Source organism: Pseudomonas sp. GW823-FHT06E10 (assembly GCF_058794995.1).
Genome location: NZ_JBXAHJ010000015.1, coordinates 20,976 through 46,148 on the forward strand (window position 1 = coordinate 20,976; position 25,173 = coordinate 46,148).

Sequence of the window (25,173 nt, forward strand, 5' to 3'; positions counted from 1 at the left end):
TATAGAGATCGAATTGAGCACTGGAATGATCCGCGGCCTGGGCACCGTCGTGGTGTTCGTGGCCTTCGTCGGCCTGACACTGTGGGTATTCAACGGCAAGCGCAGCCCGGAATTCGCCGAAGCGCGCCTGCTGCCGTTCGCCGACGAGCCACAACCCGACATCACTGACGAATCAGCAACAAGGAGCACCCGGCCATGACCACCTTCTGGAGTACGTGGATCTGCGTACTGACCATCGGCAGCCTGATCGGCCTGACCTGGTTGCTGCTCAGCACCCGCAAGGGCGAAACCAAGGGCAGTGTCGACCAGACCATGGGCCACAGCTTCGACGGTATTGAGGAGTACGACAATCCGTTGCCGCAATGGTGGTTCATGCTGTTCGTTGGCACCTTGGTGTTTGCCGTCGGCTATCTGATCCTCTATCCGGGCCTGGGCAACTGGAAAGGCATCCTCCCCGGCTACGAAAACGGCTGGACCGGGGTGCACGAATGGGAAAAGGAAATGGCCAAGGCTGACACGAAGTTCGGGCCGATCTTCGCCAAATTCGCGGCAATGCCCGTGGAAGAAGTGGCCAAGGACCCGCAGGCTCTGAAAATGGGCGGCCGCCTGTTTGCCTCCAACTGCTCGGTGTGCCACGGCTCGGACGCCAAGGGTGCATTCGGCTTCCCCAACCTGACCGACAGCGACTGGCGCTGGGGCGGCAACCCGGAAACCATCAAGACCACCGTCATGGGCGGCCGGATGGCGATGATGCCGGCCTGGGGTGAAGTCCTGGGGGAGGAAGGTGTGAAAAACGTCGCCGCTTATGTGCGCCATGATCTGGCCGGCCTGCCGTTGCCCGCCGACAGCAAAGCCGACCTGCAAGCCGGACAGCAAGCCTTCAGCACCACCTGCGTCGCCTGTCACGGAGCCAATGGCCAGGGCACTGAAGCCATGGGCGCACCGAACCTGACCCACCCGGCCGGCTTCATTTACGGTACAAGCCTGACGCAGCTTGAACAGACGATTCGGCATGGTCGCCAAGGCCATATGCCGGCGCAGAACGAACTGCTCGGCAACGATAAGGTGCAGTTGCTGGCTGCGTATGTGTACAGCCTGTCCCACGGTTTGAATACCGAGCGCCTGCAGGCTGAAGACAACCGCAAATAAATTCCGACCGCTCTGCTGCCGCATTCTCCCGGATGCGGCAGTTCCCTGCCCCTTTGCGACCCATTGTCGCACCCTCGCACAGACTTTCTTTCGGAACCCCGGATTCGAGTCTAAGCTTCCCCCGATGCGGACTGGCCGGTGCCGGTTCCAGGTCGACCCTGAACGATGTGTTCGACGAATCTGCCCGATGACAGGCCGCAAAGGCTGGTAGATACCGGCTGTCGCGCCAGTTGCCTTCGGTCAGCCAAACGTTGCGTTTGAACACACCGCGTTACATCCGACCTGACCCCCTCGCCTGATCAGTCCGCCGGGACGTTTTGCCCACGGGCAATTTTGTCCCTACGCGGCGCATGGAAAGGCCGCAGAATCAGCTTTTGAAAGCATTGACCCAGGTCATGGCGCGTTGCAATGCCCCCCTGCTTTCTCCATACTTGCGGCCGATTTTTAATCCTAATAAAACACCCAAACCGTGGAACCTTAGAATGAGCACAGCAATCAGTCCGACTGCTTATAACTATAAGGTAGTCCGCCAGTTCGCCATCATGACGGTGGTCTGGGGGATCCTTGGCATGGGGCTTGGTGTCTTCATCGCCTCGCAACTGGTCTGGCCGGAGTTGAACTTCGGTCTGGCATGGACGAGCTTTGGACGCCTGCGCCCGTTGCACACCAACCTGGTGATTTTCGCCTTCGGTGGATGTGCACTGTTTGCCACTTCTTATTACGTCGTGCAGCGAACCTGCCAAACGCGACTGATTTCCGACAGCCTCGCCGCCTTCACCTTCTGGGGATGGCAAGCGGTGATCGTCGGCGCGATCATTACCTTGCCGATGGGTTTCACCACCACCAAGGAATACGCGGAACTGGAATGGCCCCTGGCTATTCTGCTGGCCATTGTCTGGGTCACCTACGGTCTGGTGTTCTTCGGCACCATCGTCAAGCGCAAGACCAAGCACATCTATGTGGGTAACTGGTTCTACGGCGCGTTCATCGTCGTGACCGCGATGCTGCACATCGTCAACCACATGTCGCTGCCGGTCAGCCTGTTCAAGTCCTACTCGGCCTATTCGGGTGCGACGGACGCGATGATCCAGTGGTGGTACGGCCACAACGCCGTGGGCTTCTTCCTGACCACCGGCTTCCTGGGCATGATGTACTACTTCGTGCCGAAACAGGCCGAACGTCCGATCTACTCCTATCGCCTGTCGATCGTGCACTTCTGGGCGCTGATCACCCTGTACATCTGGGCCGGTCCGCACCACCTGCACTACACCGCGCTGCCGGACTGGGCTCAGTCCCTGGGCATGGCAATGTCGATCATCCTGCTGGCGCCAAGCTGGGGCGGCATGATCAACGGCATGATGACCCTGTCGGGCGCCTGGCATAAGCTGCGCACCGACCCGATCCTGCGCTTCCTGGTCGTCTCCCTGGCGTTCTACGGCATGTCGACCTTCGAAGGCCCGATGATGGCCATCAAGACCGTCAACTCCCTGTCGCACTACACCGACTGGACCATCGGCCACGTACACGCCGGCGCTCTGGGCTGGGTTGCGATGATCTCGATCGGCGCCATCTACCACATGATCCCGAAACTGTTCGGTCGTGCGCAGATGCACAGCACCGGCCTGATCAACACGCACTTCTGGCTCGCAACCATCGGTACCGTGCTCTACATCGCCTCGATGTGGGTCAACGGCATCACCCAGGGCCTGATGTGGCGTGCAATCAACGATGACGGCACCCTCACCTACTCGTTCGTCGAAGCGCTGCAAGCCAGTCACCCGGGCTTCATCGTCCGTGCCCTGGGCGGTGCGTTCTTCGCCACCGGCATGTTGTTCATGGCCTACAACGTATTCCGTACCGTACGCGCCTCGAACCCGGCTGAAGCCAAAGCCGCCGAACAGATTGCCGTAGTTGGAGCTCACTGATGAAGCATGAAGCAGTCGAGAAGAATATTGGCCTGCTGGCCTTCTTCATGGTCATCGCCGTCAGCATCGGCGGCCTGACCCAGATCGTTCCGCTGTTTTTCCAGGATGTCACCAACAAGCCGGTCGAGGGCATGAAGCCCCGCACCGCCCTTGAACTGGAAGGCCGGGACGTTTATATCGCCAACGGTTGTGTCGGCTGCCACTCGCAGATGATCCGCCCGTTCCGTGCTGAAACCGAACGCTATGGCCACTACTCCGTCGCCGGTGAAAGCGTCTGGGACCACCCGTTCCTGTGGGGTTCCAAGCGTACCGGTCCGGACCTGGCCCGCGTCGGCGGTCGTTACTCCGATGACTGGCAGCGTGCGCATTTGTACAACCCGCGCAACGTGGTGCCTGAGTCGAAAATGCCAGCCTACCCGTTCCTCGTGGAAAACAAGCTCGACGGCAAAGACACCGCCAAGAAAATGGAAGTCTTGCGCACGCTCGGCGTCCCTTACACCGACGAAGACATCGCCGGTGCCAAGGATGCTGTGAAGGGCAAAACCGAAATGGACGCGCTGGTGGCCTATCTGCAAGGCCTGGGCACCATCATCAAAAGCAAACGGTGATCTAAATGGATATCGGGATGATTCGTGGCCTGGGCACCGTCGTTGTGATGGTGGCCTTCATCGGTCTGGCGCTGTGGGTATTCAGCCCCAAGCGCAAGTCTGAGTTTGAAGACGCGACCTTGCTGCCTTTTGCGGATGATCCCGAAGCCATCAAGCACGTCGAGCAAGCTTCTAGGAGTAACAAAGAATGACTACATTCTGGAGTCTGTACGTCACAGTCCTCAGTCTCGGTACGATCTTTTCCCTGACCTGGCTGTTGCTGTCGACCCGCAAGGGCCAGCGCAGCGAGCAGACAGACGAGACCGTCGGGCACTCCTTCGATGGCATCGAGGAGTACGACAACCCGCTGCCGAAATGGTGGTTCATGCTGTTCGTGGGCACCATCATCTTCGCACTGGGTTACCTGGTGCTGTATCCGGGCCTGGGTAACTGGAAAGGCCTGCTGCCGGGTTATGGCTACCTCGACAACGAGAAGCAGACCCCGTTCGCCAACGGCCAGACCGGCTGGACCGGCGTTCACGAGTGGGAAAAGGAAATGGCCAGGTCGGACGCCAAGTTCGGTCCGATCTTCGCCAAGTTCGCGGCCATGCCAATCGAAGAAGTGGCCAAGGACCCGCAAGCCCTGAAGATGGGCGGCCGCCTGTTCGCCTCCAACTGCTCGGTTTGCCACGGTTCCGACGCCAAGGGCGCCTACGGCTTCCCTAACCTGACCGACGCCGACTGGCGCTGGGGCGGCGACGCGCAAGCCATCAAGACCACCATCATGGGCGGCCGTCACGCGGTGATGCCTGCGTGGGCTGAAGTGATCGGAGAGCAAGGCGTGGCCGACGTGGCCGCGTTTATCCTGACCAACCTCGATGGCCGCAAGCTGCCGGAAGGCGCCAAGGCCGACCCGGCTGCCGGGCAGAAACTGTTCGCCACCAACTGCGTGGCGTGCCACGGTCCGGAAGGCAAGGGTACGCCAGCAATGGGCGCACCTGACCTGACTCACCCGGCAGCGTTCATCTACGGCTCGAGCTTCGCTCAACTGCAGCAGACCATCCGTTACGGCCGTCAGGGCCAGATGCCTGCACAAGAGGCAATGCAGGGTAACGACAAGGTTCACCTGCTGGCCGCTTACGTCTACAGCCTGTCTCACGGTGAGAAGGCAGCGGACGCCGAGTAAGGCAAACGCTTGAAGCAACAAAAAACGGCCCCGCCAATGTGAATTGGCGGGGCCGTTTTCATTTCAAGTCTACGCACGCTTATTTGCGCATAGTTCCATGGACTTGCTGGCGAGTCATCCGGGTTATTATTTTTCACGCACTCTTCGATCAACCAATGTAAAACGGCTTCGCCATTTTTAGTTGGCAAAACCGTTTTAGACGCTCATGAACACACTTCGCATTCATGCGTATTGGTTGTAATCAAGGAAGGTTACCGCCACCCAGACTGTCCAGACCACCAGTCCCTTTCTTGTTGCCTGAAGAGCGATTTTCCTGAACTTTTTTCGCCGTCGGCGCCATCATATCCACAGTCGTGGCTGGTGCCGGAATCGTGCAGTCTGTACCAGGCTCATGAGCTTCGACAGTGACTGGTCCAACAGACTGAGTTGCCCAGGTGCAATCTTTATCATTAATAGACATTTTTACTTATCCTTAAGTAGATTTTTAAATATACGACGCGCAATACCACAATCAAATCTTATTGCTGCCGCAGTGACAACTTATTAAATCAATAACCAAACATCCATCGACCAACAATCACAAAGTATGACCAAGGTTAAAAACATATTCTTTATACAGCAGACTTTTGATATCTCTTTCCACCCAGGCACCCGTCGACGCTCGACGGAGAAAAAAGATAAATCGTCTATAGTCAATTGACCTGCATCATGTTTTGTTACATCTGCTACACCATTCATGATTTTTCCCCAACGCGACCAAAGGTCGCACCCGCAGGCTAGAGCGACAGGCGTATCATTGCGCCACTGCAACACCCCTTTTTGACCGCGGTCGGCACGTACTGACCGAGGCATTTTTCCACTGCCGTGGGATGCAATGATGAGCAACCAGATTCCGGTACACGACGTCACTCCACCCACCAAAAACGCGAACAACAGCGTCGACCTCTACGCCTCCAGGGAAAAAATCTACACCCGCGCCTTCACCGGCCTGTTTCGCAACCTGCGGATGACCGGCGGAGCCCTGTTGTTCCTGCTGTACTTCGGCACGGTGTGGCTGGATTGGGGCGGTCATCAGGCCGTGTGGTGGAACCTGCCGGAGCGCAAGTTCTTCATTTTCGGCGCCACCTTCTGGCCTCAGGATTTCATTCTGCTGTCCGGCATGTTGATCATCGCCGCCTTCGGCCTGTTCTTCATCACCGTGTACGCCGGACGGGTCTGGTGCGGCTATACCTGCCCGCAAAGTGTCTGGACCTGGATTTTCATGTGGTGCGAAAAAGTCACCGAAGGTGACCGCAACCAACGCATCAAGCTCGACAAGGCGCCGATGAGCGCCAACAAATTTGTGCGCAAGTTCAGCAAACACAGCTTGTGGCTGTTGATCGGCTTCGTTACCGGCATGACCTTCGTCGGCTACTTCTCGCCGATCCGCGAACTGGTGTTCGAATTTTTCACCGGCCAGGCGGATGGCTGGTCGTACTTCTGGGTCGGTTTCTTCACCCTCGCCACTTACGGCAACGCCGGCTGGTTGCGCGAACAGGTGTGCATCTACATGTGCCCGTACGCACGCTTCCAGAGCGTGATGTTCGACAAGGACACCCTGATCGTTTCCTACGATCCGCGCCGTGGCGAAGGCCGTGGACCGCGTAAAAAAGGTATCGACTACAAGGCCCAGGGCCTGGGTGACTGCATCGACTGCACCATGTGCGTGCAGGTCTGCCCGACGGGCATCGACATCCGCGACGGCCTGCAAATCGAATGCATCGGTTGCGCCGCCTGCATTGATGCCTGCGACGCCATCATGGACAAGATGGACTACCCTCGCGGACTGATCAGCTACACCACCGAGCACAACCTGTCCGGACAGAAAACCCATAAACTGCGCCCGCGCCTGATTGGCTATGCCATTGTGCTGCTGGCGATGATCAGCCTGCTGGTAACGGCATTCTTCATGCGTGCGCTGGTGGGTTTCGATGTCAGCAAGGACCGCGTGCTGTACCGCGAGAACGCCGAAGGTCGGATCGAAAACGTCTACAGCCTGAAAATCATGAACAAGGACCAGCGCGACCATACCTACCTGCTCGAAGCATCCGGCCTGCCGGATCTCAAATTGCAGGGTCGACGCGAGATCAAGGTCGCGGCCGGCGAGATCGTCAGCCAGCCTGCCGAGCTGTCCGTTGCACCGGAAAAACTGCCGTCGAGCACCAACGAGGTGAAATTCATCCTCAAGGACGCCGATGACGACAGCGTCCACATTGAAGCCAAGAGCCGGTTCATCGGCCCACAGAATCGTTGAGAGAACTGAACATGCCCGCAGCAAATGCCGCAAGCCCCTGGTACAAGCACCTCTGGCCGTGGATCATCATCGGGATCCTGGCCTGCTCGGTGGCCCTGACCTTGTCCATGGTGACCATCGCGGTGAACAACCCGGACAACCTGGTCAACGACAACTACTACGAGGCCGGCAAAGGCATCAACCGCTCCCTCGACCGTGAGCTGCTGGCCCAGACCCTGAAAATGCGCGCCAGCGTTCATCTCGACGGCATGACTGGCGAAGTTGACCTGCGCCTGAGCGGCGACAGCCAGCCCAAGACCCTGGAACTGAACCTGATCTCGCCGACCCAGCCGGAAAAGGATCGCAAGATCACCCTGACCCGCAGCGAAACCGAACAGGGCCGCTACATCGGCCAGTTGAGTGACAAGATCGAAGGCCGGCGTTTTGTCGAGTTGCTTGGCACTCAGGACGAGCACATCTGGCGCATGTTCGAAGAGGAACCGGTCAGCCATGACAAGGATCTGCTGCTGGGTGACGAACCGCTGCAAGGTGCTGAAGACCTGAAAAAGTAAAGCCGCGCTTCGCGCATCGCGAGCAAGCTCGCTCCCACAGTTGATCCCTGTGGGAGCGAGCTTGCTCGCGATGAGGCCCTATCCGACGATAGAGATTCAGCAGTACTAGTGAATACTCCATGACCACCACCCCACTCCCCTGCTACCACTGCGCCCTGCCCGTCCGGGCCGGCAGCCGCTTCACCGCTGCGGTCCTGGGGCAAACCCGCGAATTCTGCTGCCCAGGTTGCCAGGCCGTGGCCGAGGCCATTGTCGCCGGCGGCCTGGAAAGCTATTACCAGCACCGCAGCGAAGCCTCGGCCAACCCTGAAGCGCTGCCGGTGCAACTGGTGGATGAACTGGCGCTGTACGACCGCGCCGATGTGCAGCAGCCCTTTGTCCGCCACGATGGCGAACTGGCCGAAACCACACTGCTGATGGAAGGCATCAGCTGCGCGGCCTGCGGCTGGCTGATCGAAAAACACCTGCGCAACTTGCCGGCCGTGGCCGAAGCGCGCCTGAACCTGTCCAACCATCGCCTACACGTACGCTGGGCCGATGGGCAGTTGCCGCTGAGCCAGGTCCTCAGCGAACTGCGTCACATCGGGTACGCCGCACACCCGTATCAGGCCGACCGGGCCAGCGAACAACTGGCCAGCGAAAACCGCCTGGCCCTGCGCCAGCTCGGCGTGGCCGGTCTGCTGTGGTTCCAGGCGATGATGGCAACCATGGCCACCTGGCCTGAATTCAACATCGACCTCAGCCCCGAACTGCACACCATCCTGCGCTGGGTCGCGCTGTTCCTCACCACCCCGATTGTGTTCTACAGCTGCGCGCCGTTTTTCAAAGGCGCCATGCGCGATCTGCGCACCCGCCACCTGACCATGGACGTTTCCGTGTCGCTGGCCATCGGCAGCGCCTACATCGCCGGGATCTGGACGTCCATCACCGGGGTCGGCGAGCTGTATTTCGATGCCGTCGGCATGTTTGCCCTGTTCCTGCTGGCCGGGCGTTATCTGGAACGCCGCGCCCGCGAGCGCACCGCCGCCGCCACCGCGCAGCTTGTGAACCTATTGCCCGCCTCGTGCCTGCGATTGACAGCCGACGGCCAGAGCAAACGCATTCTGCTCAGTGAACTGCGTGTCGGCGATCAGGTGCTGGTTCATCCGGGCGCCATTCTCCCGGCTGACGGCAAGATCCTCGACGGCCAGTCGAGTGTCGACGAGTCACTGCTGACCGGCGAATACCTGCCGCAACCACGCACCCTCGGCGACGCGGTCACCGCCGGCACAATGAACGTCGAAGGCGCACTGACCGTCGAGGTCCAGGCCCTGGGCCAGGACACTCGCCTCTCGGCCATCGTTCGCCTGCTCGATCGTGCCCAGGCGGAAAAACCGCGCCTGGCGGAAATCGCCGACCGCGCCGCGCAATGGTTCCTGCTGTTATCGTTGATCGCTGCCGCCGCGATTGGCCTGCTGTGGTGGCAGTTGGATGCCTCGCGAGCCTTCTGGATCGTGCTGGCGATGCTGGTGGCGACCTGCCCGTGCGCCTTGTCGCTGGCGACGCCGACCGCCCTCACCGCCGCCACCGGCACACTGCACAAACTCGGTCTGTTGCTGACCCGCGGCCATGTGCTGGAAGGCCTGAACCAGATCGACACGGTGATTTTCGACAAAACCGGCACCCTCACCGAAGGACGCCTGGCGCTGCGCTCGATCCGCCCCCTCGGCGCGCTCGACAGCGATCAATGCCTGAGCCTCGCTGCCGCCCTGGAAAACCGCTCCGAACATCCGATCGCCCGCGCTTTCGGTCGTGCGCCGACGGCTGCCGAAGAAGTCCACAGCACACCGGGCCTTGGCCTGGAGGGGCTGGTTGATGGGCGGCGTCTGCGTATCGGCCAACCGCGTTTTGTCTGCGAACTCAGCGGCGCCATGGTGCCATCGATGCCCGAAGAACCCGGCCAATGGCTGCTACTCGGCGACACCGACGGGCCGCTGGCCTGGCTCGTCCTCGATGATCGCTTGCGTGCCGATGCGCCCGCGCTACTCGCCGCGTGCAAGGCGCGTGGCTGGCGCACGCTGCTGCTGTCCGGCGACAGTTCGCCGATGGTCGCCAGCGTGGCCGCGGAACTGGGTATCGATGAAGCCCGCGGCGGCTTGCGTCCGGACGATAAACTGCAGGTCCTGCAACAACTGCACAAGGAAGGTCGCAAGGTGTTGATGCTCGGTGACGGGGTCAATGACGTGCCGGTGCTGGCGGCTGCGGATATCAGCGTCGCCATGGGCTCGGCCACCGACCTGGCGAAAACCAGTGCCGACGCCGTGCTGCTGTCCAACCGCCTCGACGCGCTGGTGCAAGCCTTCAGCCTGGCGCGGCGCACCCGTCGGGTCATTATCGAGAACCTTCTGTGGGCCGGGTTGTACAATGGCCTCATGTTGCCCTTCGCCGCCCTCGGCTGGATCACTCCGGTATGGGCGGCGGTGGGCATGTCGATCAGTTCGTTGACCGTGGTGTTGAACGCGCTGCGCCTGACTCGCATGCCGAGCGCGCCCGCCCCCGACACCACGCCAGAAACCCGCCCGCTGCCGGCCTGAGCCGCACGGGCATGGAGTCCAGATGCCAGCTCTTTACGTGATGATTCCCGCTGCGCTGCTGATCGTGGCCATCGCCGTCTATATCTTCTTCTGGGCGGTGGACAGCGGTCAGTACGACGACCTTGACGGCCCGGCCCACAGCATCCTGTTCGACGACCAGGACCCGAACCACACCGCCGCCGTCGACGAGGCCAGCGGCCAACCGGCCAAAACGGACGACAAGGCCCCGCCCCATGCTTGAATTGACGCCACTGCTGGTGTCTGCGGTGATCCTCGGCTTGCTCGGCGGCGGCCATTGCCTGGGCATGTGCGGCGGCTTGATGGGCGCGCTGACCCTGGCGATTCCCAAGGAGCAACGCAGCCGCCGCTTTCGTCTGCTGCTGGCCTATAACCTGGGCCGGATTCTGAGCTATGCCTGTGCCGGACTGCTGATCGGCCTGGCCGGATGGGCCGTGGCCAGCAGCCCGGCGGCGATGTTCCTGCGCATCCTCGCCGGCTTGCTGCTGATTGCCATGGGCCTGTACCTGGCCGGCTGGTGGAGCGGCCTGACCCGTATCGAAAGCCTCGGTCGAGGCCTGTGGCGGCATATCCAGCCAGTCGCCAACCGGTTACTGCCGGTGTCGAACGTTCCGCGTGCGCTGCTGTTGGGCGCGCTGTGGGGCTGGCTGCCGTGCGGCCTGGTCTACAGCACCTTGTTATGGTCGGCCAGCCAGGGCAACGCGCTGGACAGTGCGTTGTTGATGCTCGCGTTCGGGCTCGGCACCTGGCCGGTGCTGCTGGCGACAGGCCTTGCCGCCGAGCGCATCACCGCACTGTTGCGCAAGCGCAGCGTGCGGATGGCGGGCGGATTGCTGGTGATGCTGTTCGGCATCTGGACCTTGCCGGGGCCGCATCAGCATTGGCTCATGGGGCATTAAACCGGCGGCGCGCCCATCGCGAGCAAGCTCGCTCCCACAGGGGGAGTCGCTGTGTACACAAAACCTGTGGGAGCGAGCTTGCTCGCGATGAGGCCCTCACAAACGACAAAGATTCTGACCTTGATGCAAATCAAGATGCCCCACCCCGCCCTCGCATAAAGTGGCCGACACTGCCAGCCTATCCGGGGGAATGCCCGCATGATGCTCGACGCCATTCGTTGGGACACCGATCTGATCCGCCGTTATGACCTGGCGGGACCACGCTACACCTCGTACCCGACCGCCGTGCAATTCAACAGCCAGGTCGGCACCTTCGACCTGTTTCATGCCCTGCGCGACAGCCGCAAGGCCCAACGCCCGTTGTCGCTGTACGTGCACGTGCCGTTCTGCGCGAACATTTGCTATTACTGCGCCTGCAACAAGGTCATCACCAAGGATCGCGGGCGGGCGCAGCCGTACTTGCAGCGCCTGGAACAGGAAATCCAGTTGATCGCCTGCCACCTCGACCCTACGCAGAAAGTCGAGCAATTGCACTTCGGTGGCGGCACACCGACCTTTCTCAGCCACGACGAACTGCGCCAGTTGATGGCGCATTTGCGCAAACACTTCAATTTGCTGGACGACGACTCCGGCGACTACGGCATCGAGATCGACCCGCGCGAGGCCGACTGGTCGACCATGGGCCTGCTGCGCGAACTGGGTTTCAATCGGGTCAGCATCGGCCTGCAAGACCTCGACCCGGCCGTGCAACGTGCAGTCAATCGCCTGCAAAGCCTGGAAGAAACCCGCGCGGTGATCGACGCCGCCCGCACCTTGCAGTTTCGCTCGATCAATATCGACCTGATCTACGGCCTGCCGAGACAGACGCCGGAGAATTTCGCCCGCACCGTGGAAGAGGTCATCCGCCTGCAACCGGACAGATTATCGGTGTTCAACTACGCCCACCTGCCGGAACGCTTCATGCCCCAGCGGCGCATCAACAGCGATGAACTGCCGACACCTGCGCAGAAACTGGAAATGCTGCAGCGCACTATCGAGCAACTGATCAGCGCCGGCTACCGCTACATCGGCATGGACCACTTCGCCCTGCCCGACGATGAGCTGGCGATTGCCCAGGAAGAATCGACCCTGCAACGCAATTTCCAGGGCTACACCACCCACGGCCATTGCGACTTGATCGGCCTCGGCGTGTCGGCAATCAGCCAGATCGGCGACCTGTACTGCCAGAACAGCAGCGACCTGAACCAATACCAGAACGCGCTCGCATCCATGCAACTGGCCACCAGCCGCGGCCTGCTGTGCAATGCCGATGACCGGCTGCGGCGTGCGGTCATCCAGCAATTGATCTGCAATTTCAGTCTCGAATACGCTGACATCGAGCAGGCCTTCAACATCGATTTTCAAGGCTACTTCGGCGAACTCTGGCCTCAACTGCAGGACATGGCCAAAGACGGGCTGATCGAACTCGATCGCGACAGGATCACCGTCCTGCCCGCCGGGCGACTGTTGGTGCGCTCGGTGTGCATGGTGTTCGACGCGTACCTGGAACAACACAGTCGCCAGCGATTTTCACGGGTAATCTAATTCTGCAAGCTAGCGCCCCAGACTGGCCTCGATATCCTATGGTGAGTTACCCTTACGTCTTATGTGTGAATTCCCACAAGGATTGAAGAAATGTCCGAGCCAGTAAAACTGCGCGCTCATAATCAAGCCCATTGCAAGGATTGCAGCCTGGCCCCTCTTTGCCTGCCACTTTCGCTGAATCTGGAAGACATGGATGCGCTGGACGAAATCGTCAAACGTGGCCGGCCGCTGAAAAAAGGCGAATTTCTGTTCCGTCAGGGCGATACCTTCGATTCTGTCTACGCGGTCCGTTCTGGCGCCCTCAAGACCTTCAGCCTGAGCGACACCGGTGAAGAACAGCTCACCGGCTTCCACCTGCCCAGCGAACTGGTCGGTCTGTCGGGCATGGACACGGAAAAGCACCCTGTGTCGGCACAAGCCCTGGAAACCACCTCGGTGTGTGAAATTCCTTTCGAACGTCTCGACGAACTGGCCCTGCAATTGCCGCAGTTGCGCCGTCAGCTGATGCGGGTGATGAGTCGCGAAATCCGTGACGACCAGCAGATGATGCTGCTGTTGTCGAAAAAGACCGCCGACGAACGCATCGCCACCTTCCTGGTCAACCTTTCGGCACGTTTCCGCGCCCGGGGTTTTTCCGCCAATCAGTTCCGCCTGAGCATGTCGCGTAACGAAATCGGCAACTACCTGGGCCTGGCGGTGGAAACCGTGTCCCGCGTCTTTACCCGCTTCCAGCAAAACGAGCTGATTGCGGCAGAAGGCAAGGAAATCCGGATTATCGACCCGATCCAGCTGTGCGCCCTGGCCGGTGGCTCACTGGAAGGCTGAAACAAAACGTTGCGGCTGAGCGAAACGGGTCAGCCGCCGTTATACTGCGTCGTTTGCAGCCCTGCCAGGACACCACGACGATGGTCTTCGACTCCTTCGACATCAAATCCCTCATCCGCCCTGTCATCGACTTCCCGAAACCGGGTGTGATCTTTCGCGACATCACCCCGCTGTTCCAGTCGCCCACGGCCCTGCGCCTGGTGATGGACAGCTTCGCCCACCGTTATGTCGAGGCTGACTTCACCCACATCGGCGCGATGGACGCCCGTGGCTTCCTGATCGGTTCGGTACTGGCCTATCAGTTGAACAAGCCGCTGGTGCTGTTCCGCAAGCAAGGCAAGCTGCCAGCCGACGTGCTGGCCGAGGGCTATGCGACCGAATACGGCGAAGCCTTCCTGGAAGTGCACGCCGACAGCCTGTGCGAGGGGGATTCGGTGGTGATGTTCGATGACCTGATCGCCACCGGCGGCACCCTGATTGCCGCCGCCAACCTGATCCGCCGCATGGGCGCCCGGGTGCATGAAGCGGCGGCGATCATCGATCTGCCGGAGCTGGGTGGCTCGCAGCGTCTGGAAGACATGGGCATTCCTACGTTCTGCCTGACGCAGTTTGCGTTGAGCGACAAGTAAGCGGCGCCTGTCAGACCGCCATCGCGAGCAGGCTCGCTCCCACATTCGACCGCGTTCTGTCAGAAAGAATGCAATCCACTGTGGGAGCGAACTTGCTCGCGATGGCGTCAGCGGCAACACCACTAAATTCAAGATCGGTTCAAAGCCCCATCTGCTTGCTGATGATCTCATTCATCACTTCCCGCGTCCCGCCGCCAATCGACAGGATGCGGTTATCGCGATACAGCCGCTCCACCAGGCTCTCGCGCATGTAACCCAGCCCTCCGAGTATCTGCACCGCATCGTTCACGATCCGGTCCGCAGTATCCGTCGCAAAATTCTTGGCCATGGAAATCTCCTTGATCACGCTCTGCCCCGCCGCCATTTTCGCGGCCTGGCGGTATGTGAACTCCCGGGACACCTCCAGCGCGGTCGCCATCTCGGCGAGGCGATGCTTGATCACCTGAAACTTGCCGATCGGTTTGCCAAAGGCTTCGCGCTGGCGCGCCCATTTCAGGCTCTCTTCCAGCGCCAGCTGTGCGGTCATGTTGGCCATCAATGCCAGGGCCAGGCGCTCGCTCTGGAAGTTGCCCATGATGCAGGCGAAGCCCATGTTCTCGGCGCCGATCAGGTTTCCTGCGGGCACTGGGCAATCATCGAAGAACAGTTCAGCGGTGTCTGACGCCCACCAGCCCATTTTCTTCAGCTGCCGTCCCACGGTGAAACCCGGTGTGCCTTTCTCGATCAGTAACAGGCTGATGCCACCGAAACCCGGTTCGCCCGTTCGCACTGCGACGGTATAGAAATCCGCGCGCACGCCGCTGGTGATAAAGGTCTTGCTGCCACTGACCCGGTAAAAGTCACCGTCGCGCACGGCACGGGTTTGCAGGTTGGCGACGTCGGAACCGCCGCCGGGCTCGGTGATGGCCAGGGCGCTGATCTTCTCTCCCGACAGCACCTGGGGCAGCACTCGGTCCCGCACTTCGGGTCGGGCCCACTTGAGGATGGGCGGCAAGCCGATATCCAGCGACCCCAGGCCGGCAACCAACCCGCCTGAGCCACAACGCATCAACTCTTCACTGGCGGCAACCTTGGCGAACAGATCCCCTTCGTGGCTGCCTCCGTAGGCCTCCGGGTACCCGATGCCGAGAACCCCCGCCGCGCCGGCCTTGAGGTAGAGCTCGCGAGGAAAGCTTTCGGCTTCTTCCCACTGCGAGACGTCAGGAAGAATCTCGCGTTCGACGAAACGTCTGACGCTGTCGCGGACCAATTGGTGGCTGGGGTCGAAGTATTCCTGAAAGGCAGACATCGGCGAGCTCCACTGAAGGGGTCAGTGAAGTTAACCGAGCGCTTGCTTGGTTTTCAACAGGATTGTGTCATTCAGACGGACCGCGCCGCCTGCATCGCGAGCAAGCTCGCTCCCACAGGGGTTCTGCGGTGCACACAAAACCAATGTGGGAGCGAGCTTGCTCGCGATGGCGTCAGCATGGACGCCACATGAACTCAGAGCGAAATCGGCTTACGCCCGGCAAACGAATGTGCCAGCGTCCCGCCATCCACCAGCTCCAGCTCGCCACCCAGCGGTACGCCATGGGCGATGCGCGAGGCGATCAGGCCTTTGCTGCTGAGCAATTGGGCGATGTAGTGCGCCGTGGCTTCACCTTCCACAGTCGGGTTGGTGGCCAGAATGACTTCGGTGAAGGTGCCGGCCTCTTCGATCCGTGCCATCAACTGCGGAATGCCGATGGCTTCCGGCCCCAAGCCGTCGAGCGGCGACAGATGGCCCTTGAGCACGAAATAGCGCCCGCGGAAACCGGTCTGCTCCACCGCATAGACGTCCATCGGCCCTTCCACCACGCAGAGCAAGGTATCGTCGCGACGGGTATCGGCGCATTGCGGGCACAGATCATCTTCCGTCAGCGTACGGCACAAGCGGCAGTGACCGACCCCTTCCATGGCCTGGCTCAGGGCCAGCGCCAGGCGCGAGCCGCCGCTGCGGTCACGCTCGAGCAACTGCAACGCCATGCGCTGGGCGGTTTTCTGACCCACGCCTGGCAGAATTCGCAGGGCGTCGATCAGTTGGCGAATCAAAGGGCTGAAGCTCATGGTGGAAAAGTCCGACAAAACAACGAGACGCGGTTTATACCCGCGCCTCGGTTGAGCGTCAAATTGCAGCGTGAATTACTCAGTCCCGGGAAACCCGAACCACCAATTTACCGAAGTTGCGCCCTTCCAGCAGGCCGATGAACGCATCAGGCGCCTGTTCCAGGCCATCGACCACGTCTTCGCGGAACTTCACCTTGCCATCGCGTACCCAGGGCGCCATGGCACTGAGGAATTCCGGCTGGCGATCACCATAGTCATCGAACACGATGAAGCCCTGGATGCGCACCCGCTTGGTCAACAGGGTGCGCTGCAACAGTGGCAGGCGATCCGGGCCGCTCGGCGCCTCATGGGCGTTATAGGACGCGATCAAGCCACACAGCGGAATCCGTGCCTTGGGATTGAGCAATGGCACCACGGCGTCGAATACCTTGCCGCCGACGTTTTCATAATAGATGTCGATGCCCTTGGGACAGGCTTGCGCCAGTTCGTCGGCAAAGTCCGGGCTCTTGTGGTCGATGCAGGCGTCGAAGCCCAACTCGTCGACCACATAACGGCACTTTTCCGCACCGCCTGCCACACCGACCACGCGCAACCCCTTGATCTTTGCCACCTGGCCGACCACCGAGCCCACCGCCCCGGACGCCGCTGCGACCACCAGGGTTTCGCCGGCTTTCGGCTGGCCGATGTCCATCAGGCCCATGTACGCGGTCATGCCGGGCATACCCAGCACCCCGAGGGCCATGGAAGGGCTTGGCAGCGCGGGAATCGGAATGATGCTGCGACCGTCATTGATGCTGTGGCTTTGCCAACCGGTGGCACCCACCACCAGGTCACCTTCCTGAAACTTCGGATTGAGCGAGCGCTCGACCCGGCTGACAGCGCCCCCGGTCATGACTTCGCCGATTTCCACCGGTGCGGCGTAGGACGGTGCGTCACTCATGCGCCCGCGCATGTAGGGATCCAGCGACAGGAAAACGGTCTTGAGCAGCACCTGACCGTCGGCCAGGTCCGGCAGCGCCACCCGCTCCATACGGAAGTTTTCCGGCGTTGGCGCGCCCACCGGGCGAGAAGCCAGGACAATGCGTTGATTGAGGGTCATGGGGTCGGACATGGCAGCGTCTCCTGTGATCGATGAGGTTCAGTGATGTAGGGAGCAGACCTTTGTGGCGGTATGGTGTTCGATGTTTATTCAGCAAGACCGAGGCGAATTCATCGCGGGCAAGTCGGATCGCCGCACCGCCGCTCCCACATTTGGAATGCAACCCCCCCTGTGGGAGCGAGCTTGCTCGCGATGACGGCATTCCAGACACTACATCTCCAATGCCGAAAACAAAAATGCCAGGCGCTATGCCTGGCATTTTTGTAACTCATCTGCCGCCTGAAGGCGAATCAGAATGGCAGTTTCATGCCCGGCGGCAGTTGCATGCCGGCAGTCATGCTGCCCATTTTGTCCTGGCTGTTGGCTTCGATCTTGCGCACGGCATCGTTGACCGCGGATGCGATGACCGCTTCCAGCATTTCCTTGTCGTCTTCGCTCATGCCTTCGACCAGGCTTGGGTCGATGGTCACGCTCTTGACGTCATGACGACCGGTCATCACCACGGTGACCATATCGCCACCGGCCTTACCGGTGACTTCGGCGTTGGCCAGTTCTTCCTGCATCTTGGCCATTTTTTCCTGCATCTGCTGCGCCTGCTTCATCAGGCCGGCCATGCCACCTTTCATCATGGTAATCACCTCAAAAGTACTTGGATTAAAACAGCGCCCGGCCCATGCGGCCAGGTGCCTTCAGTTATTAGCCCTGAGTGACCAGGGCGTCGACAGGTTCAATAGTATCGTTACGGACCACCGCACCGAACTGCTGCATCATTTGCTGGATGAACGGATCACCGTGGATCGATTCCTCTGCCTCGCGCTGACGGTTGGCGCGGCGGCGCGAAGCCGCTTGTGCCGGGGTTTCCTGCTCGGGCTTGATCAGCTCGATGCTCAGGGTCAGCGTGCGCTGGTGATACTGGTTCAGCGCATCGTTGAGGCGACGCTGTTGAGTGGCGTTGAACAAGGCACTGTGGGCCGGGTCCAGGTGCATCAGCCAATTGTCGCCATCGACCGCGATCAGCGTGCAGTTGGCGGCGATACTGCCGGTCATGCCGGAGATCGGCAATTTCGGGAACAGCTCCAGCCATTGCAGGGCCAGACCAGTGGCCGGCATCGCCGCGGGCTCAGGCTCGGGCTCCGGAGCCGGGTCGGCGGCATGCTCGCTGGCCAGTTCGTCGAGGTAACTGTAGGCCGAATCCATGTCCGGCTCGATGTAATCCTCGTCCAGCGGCGGCTCGTCATCCAGGTCCATGCCCGGCGTCGCGGCATCGACGTCGGCCACCGAAGGTTCCGGGATCGGCGCGGCGGCCCACTCCGGGGCGTCCGGCACCACGCTGTCCGGCGTCGGCATCGGCGGTAATTCGGGTTGTTCGCTGGCGGTTTCCAGCACCGGCTCTGCCGCCGGTTGCTGGACGGGCGCTGGCTCGACCGGGTCATTCCACGGCAGGTCGACAACCTCTTCGACCACGACCGCTTCAACCACAGGCACAGGCGCAGGTTCTGGCACAACGACCGGCGCAACCGGTTCCGGTGCAGGCGCTGGAGCTGCCACTGGCGCAGCCGCTATCGGCGCAACGGCCGCCGCGACTACCGGCGCAACAACCGGCGCGGCAGCCACTGAGTTTGCGGAATCAACTGTGGCCTGGCTGATCCCCACTGGCTTTAGCGGTTGCCTCGGGGCATCCGCGGTGTCTGCGGGCCGGAACGCCAGCATCCGCAGCAACACCATTTCAAAACCGCCCCGGGGATCCGGCGCCAGCGGCAGGTCGCGGCGCCCGATCAGGCCCATCTGGTAGTAGAACTGCACGTCTTCGGCCGGCAACGCCTGGGCCAGTGCCAGCACGCGATCACGGTCGCCGTGACCGTTGTCGACACCTTCCGGCAAAGCCTGGGCGATGGCAACGCGGTGCAGCACATTGAGAATTTCCGAAAGCACGCCGTTCCAGTCCGGGCCTTGTTCGGCCAGATGGCGGACGGCTTCGAGCAACGCCTTGGCATCGCCTTCGATCAGGGCATGCAGGACGTCGTAGACCTGCCCGTGATCGAGGGTCCCGAGCATCGCCCGCACGTCGGCGGCCATGACCTTGCCTTCACCGAAGGCAATCGCCTGGTCGGTCAGGCTCATGGCATCACGCATCGACCCGTCGGCGGCACGGCCCAGCAGCCACAGCGCATCGTCTTCGAACGGCACGTTCTCGACACCCAGTACGTGGGTCAGGTGCTCGACAACGCGTTCCGGCGTCATGTTCTTCAGGGAGAACTGCAGGCACCGCGACAGAATCGTTGCAGGAAGTTTCTGCGGGTCAGTGGTCGCCAGGATGAACTTGACGTAGGGTGGCGGCTCTTCGAGGGTTTTGAGCAGTGCGTTGAAGGAATGGCTGGAGAGCATGTGCACTTCGTCGATCAGGTAGACCTTGAAGCGCCCGCGGCTCGGGGCGTACTGCACGTTGTCGAGCAATTCGCGGGTATCTTCGACCTTGGTGCGGCTCGCGGCGTCGATCTCGATCAGGTCGACAAAGCGGCCTTCGTCGATTTCGCGACACACCGAGCATTCGCCACAGGGGGTCGAAGTGATACCTGTCTCGCAGTTAAGGCATTTGGCAATGATCCGCGCGATGGTGGTCTTGCCGACCCCACGGGTACCGGTAAAGAGATAGGCGTGGTGCAGCCGCTGGCTGTCCAAGGCATTGATCAGAGCCTTGAGCACATGGGTCTGGCCGACCATTTCGCGGAACGAGCGCGGACGCCATTTACGTGCAAGAACCTGATAACTCATCGAAAACCGTCGCAGCGAAGGAAGCAGAAGCGGCTAATGCTAGCGGAGCAAGGGACAAATTGCATCCGGTGCGCTCGTGTATTGTGGCTAAGCTGCACATCGGGGGCTTTTAACGGAGTGTTTATGCGGCTGGCCTTGGGGGCATTGCTGTTGATCAGCCTGGACGGCGTGGCTGCGCAAGCACCGCTGCGCTTCGTGATATCCGACAGCTGGACCATGCCCATGGTGCAGCTTGAACGGGGCAAGCCGACCCAGGGCATCCTGTATGACGTGATGCTCAGCCTCGCGACCCAGGTCGGCGTGCCGGCCGAATTCCATGTATTGCCTCGCGGGCGGGTGGAAAACGCCATGGCGCAAGGCGAGGTCGATGTCCGCTGTTATGCCGCGCAATCGTGGCTGCCCGATCAGCCTGACGATTATCTCTGGAGCATCCCGCTCTTCATTCAACCTGACTTGTTGATCACCCGGCATGCGCCGCCCGGCGCAGTCAACCCCGCCAACTTGCCGGAACAGCCCATTGGCACCGTGCTCGGTTACAGCTACCCGACCCTGCAGCCGCTGTTCGACACCGGCCAACTGCAGCGCGACGACGCACGCAATCAGGAACAAGTGCTGGAAAAGCTCCTGGCCGGCCGCAATCGCTATGCCGTCAGCAATCAATGGAGCCTGGACTGGTTCAATCACCGCCTGCTGCCGGAGCAGCAACTGCAAGGCGTGGCAGTGCTGCAGGAAAACCAAATCGGTTGCTACATTCGCAACGACCCGAAGATCCCGGTGCAGAGCATCCTGCGCACCCTGGCGCGGATGAAGATGTCCGGGGAGATCGATGAGGTTGTTCGGCTGTATATCGGTGGCGAGCCTGCGGCTGTGGATAAACCGCAAACGGCAAAAAACCGCCCTGGACAAGATCCTGGCAGCTAGCGAAAGTCTGATTTCAGAAGAATAACGCGAGAGAACACTCGCGTGGCGTTAAGGTGGTAACCCTACCAGCCACACCCCGGCACACAATGTCACCGCTGCGGCTGCTCCCTTCCAGGCCTGACCGGGTTCACGGCTGATCGTTGCGGGGGGACCGATAGGGTCACCATAACGACGCTCACCTGTCGGCGAGCCGCGCCATTGTACCTATCTGAGGCGAAGTTACAACCGTTGGTTTCGGATTAAAAACATGAGGGGCTTCAAGCACTTGCTATTGCGCCTCAAGCACCTCGTCCACCCTGCCGCCCTCCTGCTGAATCACCAGATGAATAAAGTGCAGCTTGGCAATGACGGATGGCGGCAGGACGAACGGATAGAAATCCGGCTGCCCCATGCTACGTGACAATTCGTTGAGCATGCCCGCCAGTTCGATCCAGGCATTGACGAACGACAGGAACGCCGCGCCGCCGGGATGCTGCGGATCGTAAAGGGTTTGAGGTGGAAACGGCTGATAGTCGAAGTCCATTTCCCGGGCACTCATGCCAAACCCCAGCGCAGTGTCTACCGCATCCATCATGTGCAGGTAATGCGCCCACGTTTCCGCCCAGTCTTCCCACGGATGCATGGTCGCATAGGCGCTAACGTAGTGCTGCTGCCAGTCGAGCGGTGCGCCCTGCTGATAATGCCGCTCGAGGGCTTCGGCATAGCTGGCGCGCTCATCGCCGAACAATTCGCGAAAAGGCTCAAGCCACTGGCCATTGGCGATCAATCGATCCCAGTAGTAGTGCCCGACTTCGTGACGAAAATGCCCGAGCAGCGTGCGATAGGGTTCGTGCATTTGCACTCGCACCTGCTCGCGGTGCGCATCGTCGGCTTCCTTGATATCGAGGGTGACCAGGCCGTTGGCGTGCCCGGTAGTGGGCGGTTTGCCTTCGAGGTCCACGCCGATGAAATCGAAGGCAAGGCCCGTGTCTTCATCGACGGTTTTGGGAATCACCTGTAACCCCAGGCTGAGCAGTTGCGCGACCAGACGCCGCTTGGCGGTTTCCACCTTGCGCCAGCGCTCGTGGTTGTCGGCTATCGATAGGTCAGGAATGGTGCGATTGAGGCTGCAGGCAATGCACAAGACGTCACGGTCATTGGCAGGCAGCAACCAATTACAGGCCGCCGGGGAGTCGAGATTGGCGCAGCGTCGAAACAGGCCCGCCCCGGGATCGGCACCCAGCCGCCAGGTGCCTGCCTGCACACCCGGTTGCAGCGCAGACAAGCGACTCTGCTCCGGCTGATAACCCAACGCCGCTGAACAGGCCAGGCACTGGCTGTTGCGAAAGAACAGCGACTGCCCGCAACGACAGGACCAGACCTTGCTGTTGCGCGAGCTTTCGCCCATGAACGGCGCGGCGATGCGCGAGCTGAGTTGCTCGAAGAAAGGGTACATGGCGATCTCTCCCTGGGGCTTGCCAAGACTAGATCATTTCCAAGAAATGATTGCTCCCATGGTGCGAATGGAATGCTTGCACCTGATAGCAAGTCGAGCGCAACACCTGTGGGAGCGAGCTTGCTCGCGATGGCGGCAGATCAGCCAATATTAATGTCGGCAGTAACGCCCTCATCGCGAGCAAGCTAGCTCCCACATTTAAATCGCGCCTTTAATCGGTCTTGCCATACTCGCGCAACGTTTTGATAAGTGCCTCTTCATCCAGCACTTTCAAGCCCAGCTCATTGGCCTTGGTCAACTTCGAACCGGCACCCGGCCCAGCCACCACGCAATGGGTCTTGGCCGACACCGAGCCGGCGACCTTGGCGCCGAGGCTTTCGAGTTTGTCCTTGGCGATATCGCGGCTCATCAGCTCCAGCGAACCGGTCAGCACCCAGGTCTGCCCGGCCAGCGGCAAGCCTTCGACGACCTTCTTCTCGCTCTGCCAGTGCATGCCGAAATCGGCCAGTTGCTTCTCCGCCGCTTCGGCCAATTGGCGATTGGCCTCGACCGCGAAGAACTCGCGCACCGAATTGGCCTGTTTTTCCGGCAGCGCCTGGCGCATATCCAGCCAGTCAGCACCGATCACAGCCTGCAGCGAGCCGAATTTGTCCGCCAGTTTCTGCGCCCCGCCCGGCCCTACCAAGGGGATATGCAGCTTGTCGAGGAAACCGCCCAGCGTGGTGCTCGCCGAAAACTCGGCACCCAGCTCGCCCTGATCCTGAATCTGCAGGCCATGCCTGAGCAAATCAGCGATCACCTGCCGGTTATGCTCATCCTCGAAGAAACTGTGGATCTCGTGCGCGACTTCCAGGCCAACATCCGGCAAGTACGTCAGCACCTGCGGCAAGGCCTGTTGCACCCGCTCCAGCGAACCCAGGGAGCGGGCCAGGACCTTGGCTGTCTCCTCGCCGACATCAGGAATCCCCAGGGCGTAGATGAACCGCGCCAGCCCCGGCCTCTTGCTGTCTTCGATGGCGCCGAGCAGGTTCTTGCTCGACAGTTCGGCAAAGCCTTCCAGATCGACGATCTGCTCGAAGGTCAGGGCGTACAGATCCGCAGGCGAGCTCACCAGGCCTTCGTCGACCAGTTGCTCGACACTCTTCTCACCCAGGCCTTCGATGTCCATGGCGCGACGGGAAACGAAGTGAATGATGGCCTGTTTGAGTTGCGCACCACAGGCCAGCCGACCGACGCAGCGATACACCGCGCCTTCACTGACCGTTTCGCGCCCCTTGCTGCGCTTGATCAGTTGCGTGCGCTCGACATGGGAACCGCACACCGGACATTGCTCGGGAATCTGTACTGGCCGGGCGTTTTCCGGACGACGCTCCATGACCACTTGCACCACTTGCGGAATCACGTCACCGGCACGGCGGATGATCACCGTGTCGCCGATCATCAGGCCCAGGCGCGCGACTTCGTCCATGTTGTGCAACGTGGCGTTGGCCACCGTGACGCCCGCGACCTTGACCGGTTTCAGACGCGCCACCGGCGTCACCGCCCCGGTGCGGCCGACCTGGAACTCCACATCGAGCAGCTCGGTGAGCTCTTCCATCGCCGGGAATTTGTGGGCGATGGCCCAGCGCGGTTCGCGGGCGCGGAAACCCAGTTCGCGTTGGGAGGCAATGCTGTTGACCTTGAACACCACGCCGTCGATTTCATACGGCAGCGCGCTGCGACGCTCACCGATGTCGCGGTAGTAATCCAGGCACTCGGCGATGCCGTGCGCCAGTTTCAACTCATGACTGATCGGCATGCCCCAGGCCTGGAGTTGCTGCAAATTGCCGATGTGCGTATCGGCGATATCCGCCGACACCTGGCCGATGCCGTAGCAGCAGAACTCCAGCGGGCGATTGGCGGTGATCTTCGAGTCCAGCTGGCGCAAACTGCCCGCCGCCGCGTTGCGCGGGTTGGCGAAGGTCTTGCCGCCGACTTCCAGTTGCGTGGCGTTGAGCCGCTCGAAACCGGCCTTGGACATGAACACTTCGCCGCGCACCTCCAAGGTCGCCGGCCAGCCGGTGCCGTGCAGCTTGAGCGGAATGTTGCGTACGGTGCGCACGTTGACGCTGATGTCTTCGCCGGTGGTGCCATCGCCGCGGGTCGCGCCGCGCACCAGCACGCCATCCTGATACAGCAGGCTGACGGCCAGGCCATCAAGCTTGGGCTCACAGCTATATTCAACGGTTGCGCCGCCACCGAACAGGTCGCCCGCCGGCAGGTCCAGGCCTTCGGTCACCCGACGGTCGAACTCACGCATGTCGGTTTCTTCGAAGGCGTTACCGAGACTGAGCATCGGCACTTCGTGACGCACCTGGGTAAACGCCGACAGCGCCGCGCTGCCCACTCGCTGGGTTGGCGAGTCGCTGGTGATCAGTTCGGGATTGGCCGCTTCCAGAGCCTTGAGCTCGCTGAACAAGCGGTCGTACTCGGCGTCCGGAATGCTCGGTTCGTCGAGCACGTGGTAACGATAGTTGTGCTGATCCAGCTCAGCGCGCAGCTCTAAAATACGGTTCTTGGCGGCGGTCATGGGTGTTCTCTCATAAAGCAAAAGAGCAGCCGAGGCTGCTCAATCTGTTTTGCCGATCATCCCGCGCACCGCG

Annotated in this window: 23 protein-coding genes and 1 other RNA gene; 15 read left to right on the forward strand and 9 right to left on the reverse strand. The window is 61.0% G+C overall.

All coding sequences use genetic code 11. From position 1 onward, the window contains the following. Nucleotide 1: 1 nt before the first annotated feature. The 6 genes from AC1Q6Y_RS22000 to ccoP (AC1Q6Y_RS22025) all read left to right on the forward strand — a co-directional run bounded on the left by AC1Q6Y_RS22000 (nt 2) and on the right by ccoP (AC1Q6Y_RS22025) (nt 4,847). Nucleotides 2-199 carry a cbb3-type cytochrome oxidase subunit 3 gene (locus AC1Q6Y_RS22000; protein WP_159390382.1) on the forward strand — a complete coding sequence of 66 codons (198 nt, stop codon included), beginning with the start codon at nt 2-4 and terminating at the stop codon, nt 197-199. After that, on the forward strand, nt 196-1,149 hold the full coding sequence (ccoP, locus tag AC1Q6Y_RS22005; RefSeq protein WP_057715671.1) for a cytochrome-c oxidase, cbb3-type subunit III: 954 nt from the start codon (nt 196-198) through the stop codon (nt 1,147-1,149). The genes AC1Q6Y_RS22000 and ccoP (AC1Q6Y_RS22005) overlap by 4 nt, the downstream gene beginning before the upstream one ends. A gap of 482 nt (nt 1,150-1,631) precedes the next feature. Further along, on the forward strand, nt 1,632-3,074 hold the full coding sequence (gene ccoN, locus AC1Q6Y_RS22010) for a cytochrome-c oxidase, cbb3-type subunit I (protein ID WP_008050393.1): 1,443 nt from the start codon (nt 1,632-1,634) through the stop codon (nt 3,072-3,074). Further along, a complete protein-coding gene (gene ccoO, locus AC1Q6Y_RS22015; protein ID WP_009042961.1) occupies nt 3,074-3,682 on the forward strand; it encodes a cytochrome-c oxidase, cbb3-type subunit II in 609 nt (202 codons plus the stop codon). Before ccoN ends, ccoO begins: the two co-directional genes overlap by 1 nt. Before the next feature lie 5 nt (nt 3,683-3,687). After that, a complete protein-coding gene (locus AC1Q6Y_RS22020) occupies nt 3,688-3,873 on the forward strand; it encodes a CcoQ/FixQ family Cbb3-type cytochrome c oxidase assembly chaperone (protein ID WP_003175465.1) in 186 nt (61 codons plus the stop codon). Further along, the gene (gene ccoP, locus AC1Q6Y_RS22025) at nt 3,870-4,847 is read left to right on the forward strand and encodes a cytochrome-c oxidase, cbb3-type subunit III (protein ID WP_057715672.1); all 978 of its coding nucleotides are present in this window, start codon (nt 3,870-3,872) and stop codon (nt 4,845-4,847) included. Before AC1Q6Y_RS22020 ends, ccoP (AC1Q6Y_RS22025) begins: the two co-directional genes overlap by 4 nt. Before the next feature lie 241 nt (nt 4,848-5,088). On the opposite strand, the gene AC1Q6Y_RS22030 is transcribed toward ccoP (AC1Q6Y_RS22025), so the two are convergent. Further along, complete coding sequence (locus AC1Q6Y_RS22030) at nt 5,089-5,307, reverse strand: hypothetical protein (RefSeq protein ID WP_492625158.1); 219 nt, start codon at nt 5,305-5,307, stop codon at nt 5,089-5,091. Nucleotides 5,308-5,724: 417 nt separating this feature from the next. Between AC1Q6Y_RS22030 and ccoG the strand changes: the two genes are divergently transcribed. The 8 genes from ccoG to AC1Q6Y_RS22070 all read left to right on the forward strand — a co-directional run bounded on the left by ccoG (nt 5,725) and on the right by AC1Q6Y_RS22070 (nt 14,219). Further along, nucleotides 5,725-7,140 (forward strand): cytochrome c oxidase accessory protein CcoG, encoded by a 1,416-nt coding sequence (ccoG, locus tag AC1Q6Y_RS22035; RefSeq protein ID WP_090454077.1) that lies wholly within the window; start codon nt 5,725-5,727, stop codon nt 7,138-7,140. Between the two features lie 11 nt (nt 7,141-7,151). Beyond that, nucleotides 7,152-7,691 carry a FixH family protein gene (locus AC1Q6Y_RS22040; protein WP_057715675.1) on the forward strand — a complete coding sequence of 180 codons (540 nt, stop codon included), beginning with the start codon at nt 7,152-7,154 and terminating at the stop codon, nt 7,689-7,691. A 119-nt stretch (nt 7,692-7,810) separates the two neighbouring features. Then, on the forward strand, nt 7,811-10,264 hold the full coding sequence (locus AC1Q6Y_RS22045; protein ID WP_492625159.1) for a heavy metal translocating P-type ATPase: 2,454 nt from the start codon (nt 7,811-7,813) through the stop codon (nt 10,262-10,264). Nucleotides 10,265-10,286: 22 nt separating this feature from the next. Then, nucleotides 10,287-10,505 carry a cbb3-type cytochrome oxidase assembly protein CcoS gene (gene ccoS / locus AC1Q6Y_RS22050; protein WP_056721958.1) on the forward strand — a complete coding sequence of 73 codons (219 nt, stop codon included), beginning with the start codon at nt 10,287-10,289 and terminating at the stop codon, nt 10,503-10,505. Continuing rightward, nucleotides 10,498-11,181 carry a sulfite exporter TauE/SafE family protein gene (locus tag AC1Q6Y_RS22055; protein WP_492625160.1) on the forward strand — a complete coding sequence of 228 codons (684 nt, stop codon included), beginning with the start codon at nt 10,498-10,500 and terminating at the stop codon, nt 11,179-11,181. Before ccoS ends, AC1Q6Y_RS22055 begins: the two co-directional genes overlap by 8 nt. 201 nt (nt 11,182-11,382) lie before the next feature. Continuing rightward, nucleotides 11,383-12,765 (forward strand): oxygen-independent coproporphyrinogen III oxidase, encoded by a 1,383-nt coding sequence (gene hemN / locus AC1Q6Y_RS22060; RefSeq protein ID WP_492625199.1) that lies wholly within the window; start codon nt 11,383-11,385, stop codon nt 12,763-12,765. Nucleotides 12,766-12,855: 90 nt separating this feature from the next. After that, on the forward strand, nt 12,856-13,590 hold the full coding sequence (fnr, locus tag AC1Q6Y_RS22065) for a fumarate/nitrate reduction transcriptional regulator Fnr (RefSeq protein ID WP_046041331.1): 735 nt from the start codon (nt 12,856-12,858) through the stop codon (nt 13,588-13,590). Nucleotides 13,591-13,670: 80 nt separating this feature from the next. Next, nucleotides 13,671-14,219, forward strand: a complete 549-nt coding sequence (locus AC1Q6Y_RS22070) for an adenine phosphoribosyltransferase (protein WP_008057870.1) — start codon at nt 13,671-13,673, stop codon at nt 14,217-14,219. 139 nt (nt 14,220-14,358) lie between these two features. Here AC1Q6Y_RS22070 and AC1Q6Y_RS22075 read toward each other — a convergent pair whose 3' ends face one another. The 5 genes from AC1Q6Y_RS22075 to dnaX all read right to left on the reverse strand — a co-directional run bounded on the left by AC1Q6Y_RS22075 (nt 14,359) and on the right by dnaX (nt 20,175). Continuing rightward, on the reverse strand, nt 14,359-15,507 hold the full coding sequence (locus AC1Q6Y_RS22075) for an acyl-CoA dehydrogenase family protein (protein WP_407515285.1): 1,149 nt from the start codon (nt 15,505-15,507) through the stop codon (nt 14,359-14,361). 194 nt (nt 15,508-15,701) lie between these two features. Continuing rightward, nucleotides 15,702-16,304: a recombination mediator RecR gene (gene recR / locus AC1Q6Y_RS22080; protein WP_057715679.1), complete on the reverse strand. Its 603-nt coding sequence runs from the start codon at nt 16,302-16,304 to the stop codon at nt 15,702-15,704. Nucleotides 16,305-16,383: 79 nt separating this feature from the next. Next, entirely contained in the window at nt 16,384-17,415 is a 1,032-nt protein-coding gene (curA, locus tag AC1Q6Y_RS22085) for an NADPH-dependent curcumin/dihydrocurcumin reductase (protein ID WP_102668953.1), read from the reverse strand. A gap of 278 nt (nt 17,416-17,693) precedes the next feature. Further along, nucleotides 17,694-18,032, reverse strand: coding sequence for a YbaB/EbfC family nucleoid-associated protein (locus tag AC1Q6Y_RS22090; protein ID WP_007971455.1), 339 nt, complete (start codon nt 18,030-18,032; stop codon nt 17,694-17,696). A gap of 67 nt (nt 18,033-18,099) precedes the next feature. After that, nucleotides 18,100-20,175, reverse strand: a complete 2,076-nt coding sequence (dnaX, locus tag AC1Q6Y_RS22095) for a DNA polymerase III subunit gamma/tau (protein WP_492625161.1) — start codon at nt 20,173-20,175, stop codon at nt 18,100-18,102. A 123-nt stretch (nt 20,176-20,298) separates the two neighbouring features. Between dnaX and AC1Q6Y_RS22100 the strand changes: the two genes are divergently transcribed. Further along, nucleotides 20,299-21,096 carry a substrate-binding periplasmic protein gene (locus AC1Q6Y_RS22100; protein ID WP_492625162.1) on the forward strand — a complete coding sequence of 266 codons (798 nt, stop codon included), beginning with the start codon at nt 20,299-20,301 and terminating at the stop codon, nt 21,094-21,096. A 60-nt stretch (nt 21,097-21,156) separates the two neighbouring features. Here AC1Q6Y_RS22100 and ffs read toward each other — a convergent pair. The 3 genes from ffs to ligA all read right to left on the reverse strand — a co-directional run bounded on the left by ffs (nt 21,157) and on the right by ligA (nt 25,100). After that, nucleotides 21,157-21,253: signal recognition particle sRNA small type (ffs, locus tag AC1Q6Y_RS22105), an RNA gene on the reverse strand. Nucleotides 21,254-21,364: 111 nt separating this feature from the next. After that, nucleotides 21,365-22,531: a zinc-binding metallopeptidase family protein gene (locus AC1Q6Y_RS22110; protein ID WP_492625163.1), complete on the reverse strand. Its 1,167-nt coding sequence runs from the start codon at nt 22,529-22,531 to the stop codon at nt 21,365-21,367. Between the two features lie 211 nt (nt 22,532-22,742). Continuing rightward, the gene (gene ligA / locus AC1Q6Y_RS22115) at nt 22,743-25,100 is read right to left on the reverse strand and encodes an NAD-dependent DNA ligase LigA (RefSeq protein ID WP_492625164.1); all 2,358 of its coding nucleotides are present in this window, start codon (nt 25,098-25,100) and stop codon (nt 22,743-22,745) included. Nucleotides 25,101-25,173: the final 73 nt, after the last annotated feature.

Bases quoted from the DNA above. Each gene is read 5' to 3' on its own strand.
- AC1Q6Y_RS22040 (WP_057715675.1), top strand. From the start codon at position 7,152: ATGCCCGCAGCAAATGCCGCAAGCCCCTGGTACAAGCACCTCTGGCCG.
- AC1Q6Y_RS22020 (WP_003175465.1), top strand. From the start codon at position 3,688: ATGGATATCGGGATGATTCGTGGCCTGGGCACCGTCGTTGTGATGGTG.
- AC1Q6Y_RS22045 (WP_492625159.1), top strand. From the start codon at position 7,811: ATGACCACCACCCCACTCCCCTGCTACCACTGCGCCCTGCCCGTCCGG.
- ccoN (WP_008050393.1), top strand. From the start codon at position 1,632: ATGAGCACAGCAATCAGTCCGACTGCTTATAACTATAAGGTAGTCCGC.
- ccoS (WP_056721958.1), top strand. From the start codon at position 10,287: ATGCCAGCTCTTTACGTGATGATTCCCGCTGCGCTGCTGATCGTGGCC.
- dnaX (WP_492625161.1), bottom strand. From the start codon at position 20,175: ATGAGTTATCAGGTTCTTGCACGTAAATGGCGTCCGCGCTCGTTCCGC.
- AC1Q6Y_RS22055 (WP_492625160.1), top strand. From the start codon at position 10,498: ATGCTTGAATTGACGCCACTGCTGGTGTCTGCGGTGATCCTCGGCTTG.
- fnr (WP_046041331.1), top strand. From the start codon at position 12,856: ATGTCCGAGCCAGTAAAACTGCGCGCTCATAATCAAGCCCATTGCAAG.
- ccoP (WP_057715671.1), top strand. From the start codon at position 196: ATGACCACCTTCTGGAGTACGTGGATCTGCGTACTGACCATCGGCAGC.
- AC1Q6Y_RS22030 (WP_492625158.1), bottom strand. From the start codon at position 5,307: ATGTCTATTAATGATAAAGATTGCACCTGGGCAACTCAGTCTGTTGGA.
- ccoG (WP_090454077.1), top strand. From the start codon at position 5,725: ATGAGCAACCAGATTCCGGTACACGACGTCACTCCACCCACCAAAAAC.
- AC1Q6Y_RS22100 (WP_492625162.1), top strand. From the start codon at position 20,299: ATGCGGCTGGCCTTGGGGGCATTGCTGTTGATCAGCCTGGACGGCGTG.
- recR (WP_057715679.1), bottom strand. From the start codon at position 16,304: ATGAGCTTCAGCCCTTTGATTCGCCAACTGATCGACGCCCTGCGAATT.
- curA (WP_102668953.1), bottom strand. From the start codon at position 17,415: ATGTCCGACCCCATGACCCTCAATCAACGCATTGTCCTGGCTTCTCGC.
- AC1Q6Y_RS22075 (WP_407515285.1), bottom strand. From the start codon at position 15,507: ATGTCTGCCTTTCAGGAATACTTCGACCCCAGCCACCAATTGGTCCGC.
- hemN (WP_492625199.1), top strand. From the start codon at position 11,383: ATGCTCGACGCCATTCGTTGGGACACCGATCTGATCCGCCGTTATGAC.
- ccoO (WP_009042961.1), top strand. From the start codon at position 3,074: ATGAAGCATGAAGCAGTCGAGAAGAATATTGGCCTGCTGGCCTTCTTC.
- AC1Q6Y_RS22110 (WP_492625163.1), bottom strand. From the start codon at position 22,531: ATGTACCCTTTCTTCGAGCAACTCAGCTCGCGCATCGCCGCGCCGTTC.
- AC1Q6Y_RS22070 (WP_008057870.1), top strand. From the start codon at position 13,671: ATGGTCTTCGACTCCTTCGACATCAAATCCCTCATCCGCCCTGTCATC.
- ligA (WP_492625164.1), bottom strand. From the start codon at position 25,100: ATGACCGCCGCCAAGAACCGTATTTTAGAGCTGCGCGCTGAGCTGGAT.
- AC1Q6Y_RS22090 (WP_007971455.1), bottom strand. From the start codon at position 18,032: ATGATGAAAGGTGGCATGGCCGGCCTGATGAAGCAGGCGCAGCAGATG.
- ccoP (WP_057715672.1), top strand. From the start codon at position 3,870: ATGACTACATTCTGGAGTCTGTACGTCACAGTCCTCAGTCTCGGTACG.